This is a genomic window from Dehalococcoidia bacterium, assembly GCA_040902535.1.
Taxonomy (GTDB): domain Bacteria; phylum Chloroflexota; class Dehalococcoidia; order DSTF01; family JACRBR01; genus JBBDXD01.
The window spans coordinates 42,111-56,245 of the sequence record JBBDXD010000014.1; the positions used below are offsets into that span (position 1 = coordinate 42,111).

A 14,135-nucleotide genomic window follows, 5' to 3' on the forward strand; every position below is an offset into this window, starting at 1 on the left:
TGCGGCGCGCCAAAGCTGCGGCGGGTGCGCGCACCCGCGCGATTGGGGTGCGATTACCGTGGCAGCGTTATGCGCGCAGACGATCCTTCTCACGTACAGGACGCATCTAGTGTGGTGCAGGGATCACCGCAATTACTCAGGCCGCGGGGCCATTCAGGAGGGTTTGGAATGAGTCGGATTAGGGATTTCTTCCGCCGCGTGCGTGAGGAGCGCGGCATCACGGGTCTGGAGACCGCCATCGTCCTCATCGCGTTCGTAGTCGTTGCCGCCGTCTTCGCGTTCGTCGTGTTGAGCACGGGTCTCTTCAGTTCGGAGCGGGGCAAGGAGACGGTGTACGCGGGCCTGCAGAAGACCCGTGGTTCCATGTCGCTCACGGGCGGCGTCATCGCCACGAGCGATGGCACGGCAGTGACCAACCTGCAATTCGGGCTGACGCTCGCCGCCGGCGGCGACTCCGTTAACCTCGACCAGTCGGACGCCAACAACCGCACGGTCATCAGCTACATCGACACGGCCGTGAACACGCCCGACATGACGTACGTGACCACGGAGGTCGTCGGCGACGCCGACGAGCTGCTGGAGGCCGGCGAGCTGGCGCAGGTCGCCATCGACATGACCGCCGAGTGCGGCTGCACGATCAACGCGAACGAATCGTTCACGCTGGAGGTGAAGCCGCCGACCGGCTCGTACCTGGTCATCACGCGGACGACGCCCGCCTCGATGACCGAGACGATCGTCAACCTCAACTAAGACCAGACGTCACGGATCAGGAGGCCCCGCACGCGCGGGGCCTCTTGCTGTGCTCGCCGCGCCCGTGTGTCACGCAGGATTCGAGTAGGTGACCCCGCTGCGTGAAGTCGGGGGAATTCACCATGCGTTCTGGGGCGCCGCCACACGACCCTTCAATTGGTACTGGACGTACCGACTGGGCAGAAGGCATGGACAGCCGCAAGCCCGGGCCCGACCGCCACTCCCAACTGAGGCGGAGGGCGGACGGAAGCAAGGGAGTGCGCACCAGGCCTGCACGCGATCCGAGGACAGGCAAACGCGCTTCGTAAGGAGGTGGCGACGCGACAGTAGCAAACGACTGACCTCGATCGCGTCCCCATCGGAGGGACGAAGAACAATCGGACTTCCTTTCAAGGAGGAATGCAATGAAGCGGTTTATGGAGTCCTTTCGCCGCGGGAGCGAAGAGCGCGGCATCACCGGTCTTGAGACGGCCATCGTCCTGATCGCGTTCGTCGTCGTCGCGGCCGTGTTCGCGTTCGTCGTCCTGAGCACCGGTCTCTTCAGCTCCGAGCGGGGCAAGGAGACGGTCTACGCGGGCCTGCAGAAGACCCGCGGCTCAATGTCGCTCACCGGTGGCGTGATCGCGACATCCAACGGTACGGCGATCACGGACCTCTCGTTTGGTCTGACGCTCGCGGCCGGCGGCGACTCGGTCAACCTGGACCAGAGCGACGCGAACAACCGCACGGTGATCGCGTACATCGACACAGCCGTGACGGACAATGACCTGACGTACACGACGACGGAAGTGGTCGGCGACGCGGACGAGCTGCTCGAAGCAGGCGAGCTCGCACAGATCGACATCGACCTGGCGACAGCCTGCCCGACGTGTACTGTCGGCGCGAACGAACAGTTCACGCTCGAAGTGAAGCCACCGTCCGGTTCGTACCTGGTGATCTCGCGGACGACGCCTGCGTCGATCGCGGAGACGATCATCAACCTGAACTAACGGGACTCGCGCTCGAGTCTCACGGGCGGCCGCTCTTCGCAGGGCGGCCGCCCACCTGAGCAACCCACGCGAAAGGCGGAGTGCCGGTGGAACCCCAGCAGTTGGCCACGAAGGTCACACAGCTCGAGTCACGGGTCGCCACGCTCGAAGATGAAGGCAAGATCATCAAGGGCGAGGTCAAGCAGATCCTGACCGAGATCCGCAGCGCGATCCTCGTGCGGGAGAACCCGTTCGAGATGGAGAACGCGCGCGGCATGGCGGCCGGCGGGACAACCCACGTCATTTCAACAGCACCCTCCGCCACGAAGGTCGAACTCGTGATGCCGTCCGCGCCGGAGCCTGCACCCGTCGCTGAGCCCCAGCCGGAATTTGAGCCGGCGCCGGCCCGCACCCCGTACATCCCCGAGCCCTCGAAGGAGCCTGTGATGTTAAGGCCGCAGGCGCACATCGCGCCGTCCGAGCCGGATCGACCGCAGTGGAGCCTGCTGACCGTCGCAGGGCTATCGGCGTGGGCGGAAGAAGCCATGCGCCGCCTGGGTCCGCTGCGATTGGAGATCTTGCTGGACTTGTGCGAGGCCGCCGGCCACCTGACACCCGACGCGCGGACCGCACTTTCGCGCATAACGGAAATGGATACGGCCGAACCGGCGCAGGCGCCTTCCACCAACGATACGGTCGTCATTCTGCGGCAGCTCGAAGCGCTCGTGAACGACGATCAGGACTACGGCTCGCGACTGCAGCGCCACGCATAGCCGAACGAGGGAACGCGCGGCAAACGCTGAAGGAGTGGCGTCATCGACAAGGCAATCACGACCATCATGCTGACGATCGCGGCGATCGTAGCGATCGTCGCGGTCGTGAACGCCGTGCTGCCGTCCGTCAGCAGGACGAGCGGCGCGTTGATCTCCGCGTCCAACGTCGTGGAGGACCGTATTTCGAGCCAGATCGAGATCGTACACGCAACGGGACAAGACGCCGACCCGGACGCCGAAGTGTGGGTAAAGAACACCGGCTCATCGACGTTGGCGGCGGTCGACCGCGTCGATGTCTTCTTCGGGCCGGACGGCGACTTTCAGCGCATCCCGCAGGGTGACCCGGGTTGCACAGCGCCTTGCTGGGAGTACGAGATCGAGAACGCCGCAAGCTGGGAGCCGACGGCCACGCTGCACATCACCGTGCACGCGGACACCAACCTGGCGACTGGCACCACGTACTACGTGAAGGTGGTGACCCCGAACGGCATCGCCAATTCAAAGTTCTTCACGGTCTAGGGGCGCGACGTGGAAAACGGACTGCCCGCGCTGATGCTCGCCGCGATGATGATGCTGGCCACCGTGCTGATGGCGCGCGGCGGCTTCCTGGGGGCGGATGCGATCGGCATGTCGCTGCGTGAATCCGAAGGCCGATACGCGGAGCAGAGCCGCACCGGGCTTACCGTCACGGGCAGCAGCATCGACGGTACCGGCGCCAACGTGACGTTGACGGTGCGGAACGACGGCCAAACGCCGATTGCCGACTTCGCGGGCATGGATGTGGTGGTGCAGTACTTCGACGAGAACACAGACCGTTACGACAGGTGGGTGCCATACACGGGCGGCGCTCTGGCATCGAACACGTGGACTGCGGGGAACTTCCAGGACGATGTCTTCGAGCCGGGCATCCTCAACAGCGGCGAGTCGATGGACATCACCGTGCGGGTGAACCCGGTCGTCGGCGCGGGCAGCGTTAACTGGGCGATCGTCGGCACGGATAAGGGCGTGACGGTGCAGACGTACTTCGACGGGCCATAGGGGCGAGCATGGCGATCTACACAAAGCTCATGCCGGCGTTCCTGAAGAAGCCCCCGGGCCGCAGCGAAGCCGTCGAAGAGGCGGCGAACTGGCAGCGGTCCACGTCCCTGTTCGCCCCGGCGCCGATGGAGTACGACCTGATTACGCAGCTCACGTATATGTCGGCGCTGGCTACCGCGAACGTCGGCCGCGAGCACCTGTTCGAGAAGACGGCCGGATTGGGCTATTCAACGTCCGGCTACTTCCACCGCGTCCATTTGGTCGCGCAGCGCCTCAACTACGACTACGCGCGCGCATGCCAACTGGTCGCCGACGCGACGGAGAACAGCGTCGTCAACAGCCTGCTGCTTCGATTCGCGAGTTCGCTGTCATCGGGCGAGCCAGAATCTGTCTTCCTGGCGCGCGAGACAGAGATCCAGATCGAACAGTACTCCCGCAAGTACGAACGCGACCTGGAGTCGCTCAAGAAGTGGACCGATGCGTACGTCGCCCTGATGGTGTCCGTCACACTGGTCGTCGTCGTCTCGATGGTATCGATGATGATCTACAGCGTCGGCACCGTCTTCATCCTGGGGCTGGCGACTATGATGATCGGCGTCGCGGCGCTCGGTGACTGGATCATCTACCGCACGGCGCCGGTTGAGCCGAAGACGCATAAACGTGCCGTCCGGTCCCGCACCCAGGATCAGATGTTCGCGATCGCGAAGGTGTTATTGCCCGCCGGCGCCGCGCTCGGCGCGATCGTGGGCCTTGTCTTCAGCATCGGCGCGGGGATGGTCGCCGCAGGCATCACGATCGCACCGGTCGGCGTGCTGGCGTTTATGGACGATCGGCGCATCGACCAGCAGGACCGCGACATCTCGACGTTCCTGCGGTCACTGGGCTCCGTCGTCGGCGCGATCGGGACGACCGTCACCGAGGGCATGGACCGTCTCAATCAACGGTCCCTGGCATCGCTCGAACAAGGCGTCCGGCGTCTGCATGTGAGGCTGCGGAACGGCATTCGCCCTGACTACTGCTGGGACCGCTTCATCTCCGAAACGGGCAGTGAGCTTGTCGACCGTTCCGTCAGCACGTTCTGGGACACGACCAAAGTCGGCGGTGACCCTGACCAGATCGGATTCCTTTCATCGCTGTTCGCGCTGAAAATCTCGTTGATGCGAGAGAACCGCAAACTCGTATCACAGACGTTCATGTACTTGATGCTGCCCCTGCACACAGTGCTCGTGGGCATTCTGCTCTTCGTAACGGAAGTCATGGTCGTCTTCGCGCAACAACTCAACAACATCCAGACGCAAGCGCTGACCAATACCGACCCGACGACGACGGGCGGCATCGACGTCACGAACGTGCTGGCGTTCGCTTCTCCAAACGTCGCGTTCCTGCGTGGCTTTGCCTTGATCGTGACCATCTTTCTGACGGTCGTCGATACGTGGTCGCCGCACGTCACAGCGGGCGGGCACCACCACAAGGTGTGGGGGTATGCGGCCGTGATGCTCGTCATCTCAGGTGTGCTGCTGTTGGGCGTGCCGGCGATGGTACAGGGCTTGTTCAGCAGCGTTTCCGGTGGGTTGGAAGAAAACGACATCAGTACCGGTTAACTAGGGAGGTGATATGAAGAACTTCTTCAAGAAGGATCAACCGGACGAACGTGCTCTGGAGCTGCCGCTCCGCGAAGCGCGCGAGTTTGTGCCGTCCTCAGCACAGTCGCCCGATGCACGTCGCTTCAGTCTGTTCAACCCGGAAGAGGAAATCGATGAGTCGAACGACGAGGACCTGGTGTTTCTGGCCTCGTTGGTCGATGCAACAAACGCGCCGGTGAAGAAGCCGGAAGCACAGCCACAGCCTGCTGAGCAACGCATGGACGATATGGAAGTGTTCCGCGAAAGTGCGGCGCTTCGACAGCGGACCGAGATCGCCAAGCAACTGAAGGTCGACAACGTGGACATGGGGGATCTGCTGGAAGATCTCCAGACCACCCGGGCGGCGCTCCAGCACCGGCGAAAGGCCGCGTAGCGGATGCCACGATGGCTGCTTGGCTCACTCGTCGCCTTCATGGCGCTTTGGACGGTCTTCACCGCTGTTGCCGGCTGGTATGCGTGGCAGAGCACGAACTCTTCGAACGCGTCCGCACAGGACGGGCCGGCTGCGTCTGATGACGCTGGCCCTGGCGGCGAACGCAGTTCAGACACCACTGCTGCCGGCGTGGAGCCGGCCATGCCGGCGAGCCTGACTGCGACGCCACAGGAGACGCCGGCGCGCGCGGTCGGCATCGCGCGGCCGGTGCCTCGCGAGGCGACCTCCGGCGGCTTTGACGAGCGGGTGCGGCCGGCGAACGGAGAGGTGACGCGCAAACGGGCGGCGGCCGGGCGTTCGTCACTGGGCGTTGTCGTGCTCGATCCGGGCCACGGCCGCGGCGATCCGGGCGCAGTGCATTATCCTTCCGACGGCTCCGGCCGCTACGACGTCACTGAGGCGCAGTCGAACCAGCTCAACGCGGAGTTGATCCGCGTCGAACTCATCGCTCTCGGCTACGACGTGTATCTCACACGTGAAGGCGCCGGCCGCGGCCCCGGCGGCCCACTGCCGCTGCAGTTCATCGCCAACGACCTGTATTGGCGGGTGCAGCTCGCGTCCGCCGTCGATGCGGATGTGTATCTCGCGATCCACGGCAACGGCGCCGTCGTCAAGTCGATCAGCGGGCCCGAGACGTGGTATTGCGGCAAGCACGAGGAGGGCGCCGCGAACGAGCGGCTCGCTTCGCTCGTGCAACAGGCGATGATGGACGCGCTGCACGAGTATGGTTACGCCCCGCCAGATCGCGGCATCAAGGAAGACGCGCAGAGCCACCATTCCGGCGACTTCTGCCAGTTCGTAGTGACGCGGGAGACAGAGGTGCCGGCGGCGCTACTCGAGTTCCTATTCCTCTCGAACGACGCCGATGCGAGCGTGCTCGTCGACCCGCGTTCGCATGAACTGCTGGCGCGGCACGTCGCAGCGGCCATCGACGTATTTATGCGGGAGCGCCGCGGTGAGTAGCTTGGCGTTACAATCGCGGCCATGGTGAAGATCGTGGTGCTCGCAAGCTTCAACATGGACCTCGTGATGCGCACCTCGCGCCAGCCGGCGCCCGGCGAGACGCTACAGGGCGAGTTCGCGACGTACCTCGGCGGCAAGGGCTTCAACCAGGCGATCGCGGCGCGCCGTCTCGGCGCAGGCGTGAGCGTGATCGGTCGCGTCGGCGACGATGAGTTCGGGCAGCGCTTCCTGGATGCGCTCGACCGCGAGGGCATCGACCGCAGGTGCGTATCCGTCGATCCGGAAGCCGGCACGGGCGTCGCAACGATCGTCGTCGACGGTGATGGCGAGAACGCGATCGTGCAGGCGCCGCAGGCGAACACGCGATTGACCTACGACGAGATCGTTGCGGTTGCGCCAACCTTCGAGGTGCATGGCGTCAAGATTCCTCAACCGCTCGCGGAGGCGGATGCGTTTCTTACTTCGCTTGAGTGCCCGGTCGAACTGGGTGAGTTTCTTGCGTCCATCCTGCACGACCTGCGCACGGGAGTACCGCTGATCCTGAACCCCGCCCCCGCATCGCGCATTGAGAATCTCCCGGTACATCCATGGTCGGTGCTGGTGCCCAATGCCATCGAAGTCTCGACGATCACAGGTCACGCACGCGTCGACGTCGCGAGTGGCCTCGAAGCGGCACAACGGCTCGCGCGCATGGAGACCGCCGACTCTATCGTGGTTACGCTCGGTCAAGATGGCGCCGTGGTGGCAGACCACGGACGGCTGCTGCCCGTTCCGGCTTTCGACGTGAAGGTCGTCGATACTGTCGGCGCCGGCGATGCCTTCTGCGCGGCGCTCGCCGTCGCCATGGCCGAGGGCGCCGATCTCGCGGAGGCGGTGCGCTTCGCGAACGCCGCGGGAGCGCTCGCGACTACGAAGCACGGCGCAGAGCCATCGATGCCGCACCGGCACGAAGTCGAGGCGTTGCTCGCGAAGGGAGCCACCGTATGACGACATTCGATCCCGATCACGAACGGCACATCCTGCTCGCCCGAGAAGTCATCAAGAACGAGGCACGCGCGCTCGACGAGGCGGCGGCAAACATCGGCCATGACTTCGTCGAAGCGGTGGAAATGATCGCAACGAGCCATGGCGCGCTGGGCATCATAGGCGTCGGCAAGTCCGGTCACGTCGCCAGGAAGCTCTCGTCGACGTTCGCGTCAACGGGAACACCGGCAACCTTCCTCCACGCTGGCGATGTCGTACACGGCGATTTAGGCGGGCTGCACAAGGGCGATACCGTCATGATCATTTCGCACAGCGGCGAGACGCCGGAGATCGTCGCGCTGTTGCCGATGGTGAAGCGCATGGACCTGCCCATCATCGCCATCACCGACGGCGCGCGCTCGACGCTCGCCCTGGTTGCGAACATCGTCGTCGTGCCGGGCAATGTTTCGCGGGCGGACCCGATCGGCCTTGCGCCCACGGCAAGCTCCGCGGCTGCGCTCGCCATCGGCGATGCGATGGCGTTGGCGGTCGCCCAGCATCACGGGTACACGACGGCTGACTTTGAGCATAAGCCAGGCGGCGCGCTCGGCAGGCTCATGGAGTCCGTGTACCGCAGACCCTCTGACGGTTAGATGCCGTTTTCCTGCAGGAAGCTCACGACGGCTTCGTTGAACTGCTCAGGTTGATAGAGGTTGACGGCGTGCGCCGCGCCCTCGATCGTCACCAGGTGCGCGTTCGGCGCCTTCCCGGCGATGTACTCGCAGCCCGCCTTATAGCGCTGGTCGTCGGCGCCCCATACGACGAGTACAGGCACGTCGATCTTCTCGATGGCGTCGATCACCTTGGCGTCGCGCTGCGTGAGGATGCCCCGTCCAGCGAACGCCAACCCTGCCGCGGAACGCTGGTACTGCTTCGTGGCGTCGATCTCGATCCCGCGGCCGAAGCCCTCGAGTCCGCGCTCTTCAAACCGTTTGGCGTACCCGATCGAAAAGTCGTTCCAGCCGTCGCGCGCGTCGTCCTTGCGATATCCGGGACCTGTGTTGCACAGGACGAGCGCGCTGACCATCTCTGGATGCGCGACGTAGAACTCCAGCGAGATGTAGCCGCCCAGCGACAACCCGCCGATGACCGCCTTCTCGATCCCGAGGTGCCGCAGCAGTGCCGCCATATCTTCGACCGTGAGCTTCTCGGTGTAGGCCGCCTCGTCAGGCGGGCTGTCGGTGCCGCCGTGCCCGCGCATGTCCCAGGCGATCACGCGGTAGTCGCGCCAGCCTTCGAACTGCGGTTTCCACATCTGCAGCGTCGCTGCGTAGGCGTGCGTCAGCAGGATCGGTGAACCGTAGTGTGCACCGTGCTCTTCGTAGTTGATGCGGATCCCGTTGAGGTCGACGACCGGCATGCGCTCCCCAACCGTTGCAACGCGCGAAGGTCTCGTGGCGCCGCATCTTCGCGTACAGGCGCCCGGCGCACAAACTGGCACGGCAACGGTGTTAGAGCGTGAGGCGTCCAAGCCAGCCAAGCGACGGCGGCAGCTTTGGCGGCGGGGAAACGGGCGCCTTCGGAGACACGGACTGTCCCGGCTTTACCTTCCTCATCTTATGCACAGACTCGGCACGCTGCCCCGAATCTGAACGACGGCTGAGTTAACATTCATCGATGACCATCCACCCTTCCCGAGACGAATTCGCCTCGATCACGGAAAGCACACCTCTCGTCGACGAACTCCATGCGCGCATCGCGCGCCACGGGCCGATCACGTTTCGCGAGTTCATGGATGCGGCGCTCTACCACCCGCGCTACGGCTACTACATGGCCGGTGCCGAAGTGACGACGCGGGCCGGTGATTATGTCACGAGTCCCGAGGTGCACCCCGTCTTCGGGACGCTCGTAGCGAAGCAAATCATCGAACTCTGGCGCGCCCTCGACCGGCCGGCAACGTTCACGGTCGTCGAAGCAGGCGCGGGCCGCGGCGCGCTCGCTCGTGACGTGCTGGTGCGGGCCGCACGGGAGCCCGATTTTGGCGATGCGCTCAGGTATCGAATCTGGGAACGAAGCCCACGCGCGCAAGCGACACAACATGAGACCCTATCCGAAGCGGCGATGGATCATTACGTCGAGTGGAGCGCCGATTCTCCTCGTGACATCGTGGGCTGCATCCTTACGAACGAGCTGATTGACGCGTTTCCTGTGCATCGCCTGTTCCGGAGCGCCGACGGCTTGCGCGAAGTCTACGTAGCCTCCGACGGCCGTGGCTTCCGCGATCAGTTCGGCCCCCTCTCGGATCCGCGACTCACGGGGTACTTCGACGCACTCGGCTTGGTGCCCGGTATGGACTGCTACGCTGAAGCGAACCTCGATGCGCCCGCCTGGATCGCGGAGGTTGCGCGTTCGCTGCGCCGCGGTTACGTGCTGACGTTCGATTACGGATACGAAGCCGTCGCCCTATACGCCCCCTGGCGCCGCGATGGCACACTGCTCTGCTTCTACCGCCAATCCGTTAGCAGCGATCCCTATCAGCGCATCGGCAAGCAGGATATGACGGCGAGCGTCGACTTCACGACGCTGCGCATGGCGGGCGAAACGGCCGGTCTCCGCACCGTCGGTATGACGGACCAGGCGGCATTCCTTGTGGGGCTGGGCATCGCCGAAGGCGTCGCCGCGATCGCGAACGATCGGTCTCCGCAGATCGAGGAGTACTTCGCGCGACGAAACGTTGTGCTGGACCTCATCGATCCGGCGAAGCTGGGACGCATCAAGGTGCTCCTGCAGGGGAAGGACGCGCCGGAAGCGGCGTTTACAGGCCTCACTGATGCCTGACGCCATCGAAGTCGGCGATCCGGCGCCGGACTTCACCTTGCCCTCGACCGAAGGCGACGTATCACTGAGCGCGCTGCTCGGCTGCGGCGATCGCGTGGTGCTCGCGTTCTACGTCGAGGATGGCACGCCTTCGTGCCAGACCGAAGTTTCGCTGCTGAAGGATTCGTACGAACTGTTACGGGAGTTCGGTGCGAGCGTCGTCGCCGCGAGTGCGGATTCGCTCAAATCGCATCGCGCCTTCGCCGAACGGTTGAACGGCGTGCCGTTTCCGCTGGCATCCGATCAGGACCTTATCGCCGCGCGTGCGTACGGCGTTGTGGACGAGGGCGACCCGCGCCGCTCGCGGCGTGCGGCCTTCGTCATCGATCGCGACGGCCGTGTATTGCTGGCGCTCTCGCCATTTCAGCCCTCGAATCTCGCAAGCGCCGAGGCCATTTTCCAGGCGTTGGGTATGGAGACGTAGGCCTGCGCTACAAGCCCTGCTTGAACACCAGGTAATCAAGATCGCCCGGCGACGCGCCATGCTCGGACATCACCCCTGCGATCTCGGAGCGATGCTGCGTAGAGTGATTGATCACCTGGAAGAGCGTCTCGCCGAGCGGCAGCCGGTGGTCGTATCCCCAGCGCTTCCACCACTGCTCGGAACGGTGCCACCCCTCGTCCGTCAGCGCACCGAAGTAATCGCGCATCTCTGCGTGCGAAGCATCGAACGCCGCACGCAATGCGTCAAACGTCGGCGGCTTCGCCTCTTCGAACTCGCTGCCGGTCCAATTGGAATGCCAGAATTGCTGGGTGCCAAGGAAGTGCGCAAACGCGCCGGCGAGAGCCGCATATTGTTCGTCGGTAAGTGCACGCGCGGCTTCGAGGAGTTGGTAGTTCGCCCACTCGTTGTATGCGACGAGCTGGCGCGCGTGATCAGCGAGTCCCATCGTTAGCCACCCATTCGTCGAAGAAGTACACGATGTCGAGGTCTCCCGGCGACCAGCCGTGGGCAGCGAGCATCATACCGGTTTCGCCGCGGTGCGCCGCCCCGTGATTGACGACGTGCGTCAGGAGCAACCCGAGTGGTCGTTCGCGCGCAGTCCCTTCGCTGTCGCGGTAGGCGACGACGCGCGACCACTCGTCGGGTGGCATCCGGTCGAGAAGGGCGTGCCAGCGTGGGTACGATGCGTCGAATCCGGCGCGCACACGATCCATGGTCGTCATATCCACCGGGTCGAGATGCAGGAGCGCGATCCGCTGATACCAGGTGATGTGCGCGACGAGCACGTGCGCCATGCTTCCACGGATGCTCTCGACACCTGCACCGCCGGCATCCTCGAGCAGCGACGCCGGAACGTGGGATGCTGCGTCGAAGATCTTCGCGTTCGCCCACTTGTCGTAGGCGAACAGCATTCGCGCGTGTTCAACCAGACTACTCACTGGCGCAATCTCCGAATCCGTATCCCTGTTTCGGCGATTCTAACAACCAACAGCCGGCTGTGCTTCCGCCTGTGGGCGCCTAGAAGTTAAAATCATGCACCGTTTCCGACATGCCACCGCGCGAGGGCATCGCACGCCGGAGGGAACTCATGGCAAACGACGGCAATGTGACCGTCCGCCCCATCGACTTCATTCGCGACGAGGCGCCCCTCAAATCTTTTCTCGTCGAGCGCGATCGGATGCGCCTGGATCATCTAGAGCCCGCAGTGCAGGCCGGCGACTGCTTCGCAATGGTCGCAGAGGAGGACGGTCTGGCCATCGGGTGGGCCGTCGTGCACACGAATTTCCGCGAAGATCAGGACTGGAGCCCACCCGACGAGGACACGAAACGGTTCCAGTCGGGCGAAAACGCATATCTCGAAAACATCGAAGTCGCTGCCGGGATCCGCGGCAAGGGCGTCGGTACGGCGCTGCTTGAAGCGATCGAGCACGAAGCGAAGAAGCGCGGCAAGCAGCGGCTCTGGCTCCACACCAGCGAGAACAACGTCATGGCGCACAAGGTCTTCGACCGCGGCGGCTGGACGCATGAGACGAGCGTGTATCCGCCCTGGAAACCGTCATCGCGCACGCGCGTCTACACGAAGGAACTCTGAGCGACCATGTCTAAGACATTTCTTCGGCTGCTCATCGTCAACGCGGCCCTGCAGTTCTTTCTCACCCGGATACGAGCGGGGCGCGCTGAGGAGGAGGGCGCTGCCGAAGCGATGTGGATCCGCTATCCGATCACCGTTGCCATCAACGCATTGATCTGGACACTCATGTTCTCGACCCTCGGGCGGATCATTCGCCCGATGCGGTCGCGGAGAGACTGATGCGCACCATCCGCCACGTCGACGCCTTCACGACGGTACCGCTGGAGGGGAATCCGGCGGCGGTCGTCGATGGCGAGGACCTCTCGACGGACGTCATGCAGCGCATCGCGCTTAACCAACATCTGTCGGAGACGGTGTTCCTGCTGCCGCCGGAAGATCCGTCCAATCATGCACGCCTACGCATCTTCACGCCGGACACCGAGTTGCCCTTCGCAGGCCATCCCACGCTCGCTTCAGCACACGTGCTCGTGAGCGAGGGGCGCGTTTCACTGGCAGTTGGCGAGGCATTGCGGCTCGAAACCGGCGCGGGCGTCATTCCCGTCGAGATCGGTGCAGGTGAACCGCCGCGCTACACGATGACGCAGGCCAGGCCCGCGTTTCGGGATGCGACCGAGACGCGGGAGGAGATCGCGGCCTGGATCGGGCTGCGCCCCGAGGACGTCGTCCACGCCGAGCACGTGTCGACCGGGCTGTTCTGGCTGCTCGCGCAGATCTCGTCGCTCGATGCGATGATGCGCGTGCAGCCGGACTTCGGCGCGCTTGCCGGCAAGGAAATCTCGATCTTCTGCATCGGCGCCGAGCAGCCCGACGCACAGGTGCATGTGCGCACCTTCGCACCGGGCGCCGGCGTCACGGAGGATCCGGTCACCGGCAGTAGCAACGGCTGCATCGGCGCGCTCATCGCCCGGCTGGGGTTGCTGCCGCAGCGCGAAGGCGTCATCGAATACGTGGCGGAGCAGGGCATTGAGATGAAGATGCCGGGACGCGTGTTCGTGCGTTTGACGGGGACGGGCGACGAGATGCAGGTGCAGGTCGGCGGCTACGCGGTCACCGTGCTGCGTGGCGAACTGCTGCTCCCGGGCTGATGGCGCTCGCTGCGATCATCATCGCGACAGCGCGCGCCCCCTGGTCAGACGCAGCGATCGCACTCCTTCCGTGGAACGACGGCCAATCCTTGATCGAGTTTCACATCGCGCAGCTCAAAGCAGCGGGTGTCCGCGACATCGAAGTCGTGCTCGGACACGACGCGGAACGTGTGATTCCAGTCGTCTCGGGAGGAGACACCGAGCCGATCGTGAACGCGCTGTGGGAGCACGATGCGGCATCGTCGCTGCGCGCGGGCGCGGCGGCAGTCGTGCGGGGTACCACCGCCGCCTTCATCGTCGATGTGGCGGAGCCGCGTGCCTCCGCCGTCTTGCGCGCACTGATCGATGCGCACGCCGAAGGTGACTCAGACGTCACGCTGCCAGGATTCGGGGGTATGCATGGGACGCCGCTCATCATGAGCGATCGTGCGCTTGCAGCGCTGCGCAACGTCCGCGGAAACGCCGATCAATGGTCGATCGTCGAGCGGTTTCCCGATACGACGCGCGTGGTCGCCGTCGAGTCGGATCAGGGCCTGATCCGCATCGGCTCGCTCGATGACTATCACCGAGCGAAGCGTGCATTGGGTGCGGGCTAGTGGGAACTAC

General features: G+C 64.4%; 19 protein-coding genes. 16 read left to right on the plus strand and 3 right to left on the minus strand.

From position 1 onward, the window contains the following. Positions 1 to 168: 168 nt before the first annotated feature. From WEB52_06490 to WEB52_06535, 10 genes are all read left to right on the plus strand, one after another. Entirely contained in the window at positions 169 to 750 is a 582-nt protein-coding gene (locus tag WEB52_06490) for an archaellin/type IV pilin N-terminal domain-containing protein (GenBank protein MEX2226078.1), read from the plus strand. A gap of 404 nt (positions 751 to 1,154) precedes the next feature. Next, positions 1,155 to 1,739 (plus strand): archaellin/type IV pilin N-terminal domain-containing protein, encoded by a 585-nt coding sequence (locus WEB52_06495; protein MEX2226079.1) that lies wholly within the window; start codon positions 1,155 to 1,157, stop codon positions 1,737 to 1,739. Positions 1,740 to 1,825: 86 nt separating this feature from the next. Beyond that, on the plus strand, positions 1,826 to 2,491 hold the full coding sequence (locus tag WEB52_06500) for a hypothetical protein (GenBank protein MEX2226080.1): 666 nt from the start codon (positions 1,826 to 1,828) through the stop codon (positions 2,489 to 2,491). Positions 2,492 to 2,554: 63 nt separating this feature from the next. Then, a complete protein-coding gene (locus WEB52_06505; protein ID MEX2226081.1) occupies positions 2,555 to 3,010 on the plus strand; it encodes a hypothetical protein in 456 nt (151 codons plus the stop codon). Positions 3,011 to 3,019: 9 nt separating this feature from the next. Next, entirely contained in the window at positions 3,020 to 3,529 is a 510-nt protein-coding gene (locus tag WEB52_06510; protein MEX2226082.1) for a hypothetical protein, read from the plus strand. A gap of 8 nt (positions 3,530 to 3,537) precedes the next feature. Further along, positions 3,538 to 5,130 carry a hypothetical protein gene (locus WEB52_06515; protein MEX2226083.1) on the plus strand — a complete coding sequence of 531 codons (1,593 nt, stop codon included), beginning with the start codon at positions 3,538 to 3,540 and terminating at the stop codon, positions 5,128 to 5,130. A 13-nt stretch (positions 5,131 to 5,143) separates the two neighbouring features. After that, positions 5,144 to 5,545, plus strand: coding sequence for a hypothetical protein (locus tag WEB52_06520; GenBank protein MEX2226084.1), 402 nt, complete (start codon positions 5,144 to 5,146; stop codon positions 5,543 to 5,545). Positions 5,546 to 5,548: 3 nt separating this feature from the next. Then, complete coding sequence (locus tag WEB52_06525; protein MEX2226085.1) at positions 5,549 to 6,568, plus strand: N-acetylmuramoyl-L-alanine amidase; 1,020 nt, start codon at positions 5,549 to 5,551, stop codon at positions 6,566 to 6,568. A gap of 21 nt (positions 6,569 to 6,589) precedes the next feature. Then, a complete protein-coding gene (locus tag WEB52_06530; protein ID MEX2226086.1) occupies positions 6,590 to 7,555 on the plus strand; it encodes a ribokinase in 966 nt (321 codons plus the stop codon). Then, complete coding sequence (locus WEB52_06535; GenBank protein ID MEX2226087.1) at positions 7,552 to 8,184, plus strand: SIS domain-containing protein; 633 nt, start codon at positions 7,552 to 7,554, stop codon at positions 8,182 to 8,184. The genes WEB52_06530 and WEB52_06535 overlap by 4 nt, the downstream gene beginning before the upstream one ends. Here the strand turns inward: WEB52_06535 and WEB52_06540 are convergent. Then, positions 8,181 to 8,951 carry an alpha/beta hydrolase gene (locus WEB52_06540; GenBank protein MEX2226088.1) on the minus strand — a complete coding sequence of 257 codons (771 nt, stop codon included), beginning with the start codon at positions 8,949 to 8,951 and terminating at the stop codon, positions 8,181 to 8,183. The genes WEB52_06535 and WEB52_06540 overlap by 4 nt on opposite strands. Positions 8,952 to 9,208: 257 nt before the next feature. Here WEB52_06540 and WEB52_06545 point away from each other — a divergent pair, with 257 nt between their 5' ends. Both WEB52_06545 and WEB52_06550 read left to right on the plus strand, forming a co-directional pair. Then, positions 9,209 to 10,369, plus strand: a complete 1,161-nt coding sequence (locus WEB52_06545; protein MEX2226089.1) for an SAM-dependent methyltransferase — start codon at positions 9,209 to 9,211, stop codon at positions 10,367 to 10,369. Further along, positions 10,362 to 10,832: a peroxiredoxin gene (locus WEB52_06550; protein ID MEX2226090.1), complete on the plus strand. Its 471-nt coding sequence runs from the start codon at positions 10,362 to 10,364 to the stop codon at positions 10,830 to 10,832. Before WEB52_06545 ends, WEB52_06550 begins: the two co-directional genes overlap by 8 nt. Positions 10,833 to 10,839: 7 nt before the next feature. Here WEB52_06550 and WEB52_06555 read toward each other — a convergent pair whose 3' ends face one another. Both WEB52_06555 and WEB52_06560 read right to left on the minus strand, forming a co-directional pair. Beyond that, a complete protein-coding gene (locus tag WEB52_06555) occupies positions 10,840 to 11,298 on the minus strand; it encodes a DinB family protein (protein MEX2226091.1) in 459 nt (152 codons plus the stop codon). Then, a complete protein-coding gene (locus WEB52_06560) occupies positions 11,285 to 11,791 on the minus strand; it encodes a DinB family protein (protein ID MEX2226092.1) in 507 nt (168 codons plus the stop codon). The genes WEB52_06555 and WEB52_06560 overlap by 14 nt, the downstream gene beginning before the upstream one ends. A 149-nt stretch (positions 11,792 to 11,940) precedes the next feature. Between WEB52_06560 and WEB52_06565 the strand changes: the two genes are divergently transcribed. From WEB52_06565 to WEB52_06580, 4 genes are read left to right on the plus strand one after another with little or no spacing between them, the layout of a single operon-like run. Beyond that, the gene (locus tag WEB52_06565) at positions 11,941 to 12,444 is read left to right on the plus strand and encodes a GNAT family N-acetyltransferase (protein ID MEX2226093.1); all 504 of its coding nucleotides are present in this window, start codon (positions 11,941 to 11,943) and stop codon (positions 12,442 to 12,444) included. Between the two features lie 6 nt (positions 12,445 to 12,450). Further along, positions 12,451 to 12,663: a hypothetical protein gene (locus WEB52_06570; protein ID MEX2226094.1), complete on the plus strand. Its 213-nt coding sequence runs from the start codon at positions 12,451 to 12,453 to the stop codon at positions 12,661 to 12,663. Further along, positions 12,663 to 13,529: a PhzF family phenazine biosynthesis protein gene (locus tag WEB52_06575; GenBank protein ID MEX2226095.1), complete on the plus strand. Its 867-nt coding sequence runs from the start codon at positions 12,663 to 12,665 to the stop codon at positions 13,527 to 13,529. Before WEB52_06570 ends, WEB52_06575 begins: the two co-directional genes overlap by 1 nt. After that, entirely contained in the window at positions 13,529 to 14,125 is a 597-nt protein-coding gene (locus WEB52_06580) for an NTP transferase domain-containing protein (protein MEX2226096.1), read from the plus strand. Before WEB52_06575 ends, WEB52_06580 begins: the two co-directional genes overlap by 1 nt. Positions 14,126 to 14,135 lie beyond the last annotated feature (10 nt).

Coding starts and splice junctions, on each gene's coding strand:
- WEB52_06490 (MEX2226078.1), top strand. CDS start 169: ATGAGTCGGATTAGGGATTTCTTCCGCCGCGTGCGTGAGGAGCGCGGC.
- WEB52_06495 (MEX2226079.1), top strand. CDS start 1,155: ATGAAGCGGTTTATGGAGTCCTTTCGCCGCGGGAGCGAAGAGCGCGGC.
- WEB52_06515 (MEX2226083.1), top strand. CDS start 3,538: ATGGCGATCTACACAAAGCTCATGCCGGCGTTCCTGAAGAAGCCCCCG.
- WEB52_06520 (MEX2226084.1), top strand. CDS start 5,144: ATGAAGAACTTCTTCAAGAAGGATCAACCGGACGAACGTGCTCTGGAG.
- WEB52_06525 (MEX2226085.1), top strand. CDS start 5,549: ATGCCACGATGGCTGCTTGGCTCACTCGTCGCCTTCATGGCGCTTTGG.
- WEB52_06530 (MEX2226086.1), top strand. CDS start 6,590: ATGGTGAAGATCGTGGTGCTCGCAAGCTTCAACATGGACCTCGTGATG.
- WEB52_06535 (MEX2226087.1), top strand. CDS start 7,552: ATGACGACATTCGATCCCGATCACGAACGGCACATCCTGCTCGCCCGA.
- WEB52_06540 (MEX2226088.1), bottom strand. CDS start 8,951: ATGCCGGTCGTCGACCTCAACGGGATCCGCATCAACTACGAAGAGCAC.
- WEB52_06545 (MEX2226089.1), top strand. CDS start 9,209: ATGACCATCCACCCTTCCCGAGACGAATTCGCCTCGATCACGGAAAGC.
- WEB52_06550 (MEX2226090.1), top strand. CDS start 10,362: ATGCCTGACGCCATCGAAGTCGGCGATCCGGCGCCGGACTTCACCTTG.
- WEB52_06555 (MEX2226091.1), bottom strand. CDS start 11,298: ATGGGACTCGCTGATCACGCGCGCCAGCTCGTCGCATACAACGAGTGG.
- WEB52_06565 (MEX2226093.1), top strand. CDS start 11,941: ATGGCAAACGACGGCAATGTGACCGTCCGCCCCATCGACTTCATTCGC.
- WEB52_06570 (MEX2226094.1), top strand. CDS start 12,451: ATGTCTAAGACATTTCTTCGGCTGCTCATCGTCAACGCGGCCCTGCAG.
- WEB52_06575 (MEX2226095.1), top strand. CDS start 12,663: ATGCGCACCATCCGCCACGTCGACGCCTTCACGACGGTACCGCTGGAG.
- WEB52_06580 (MEX2226096.1), top strand. CDS start 13,529: ATGGCGCTCGCTGCGATCATCATCGCGACAGCGCGCGCCCCCTGGTCA.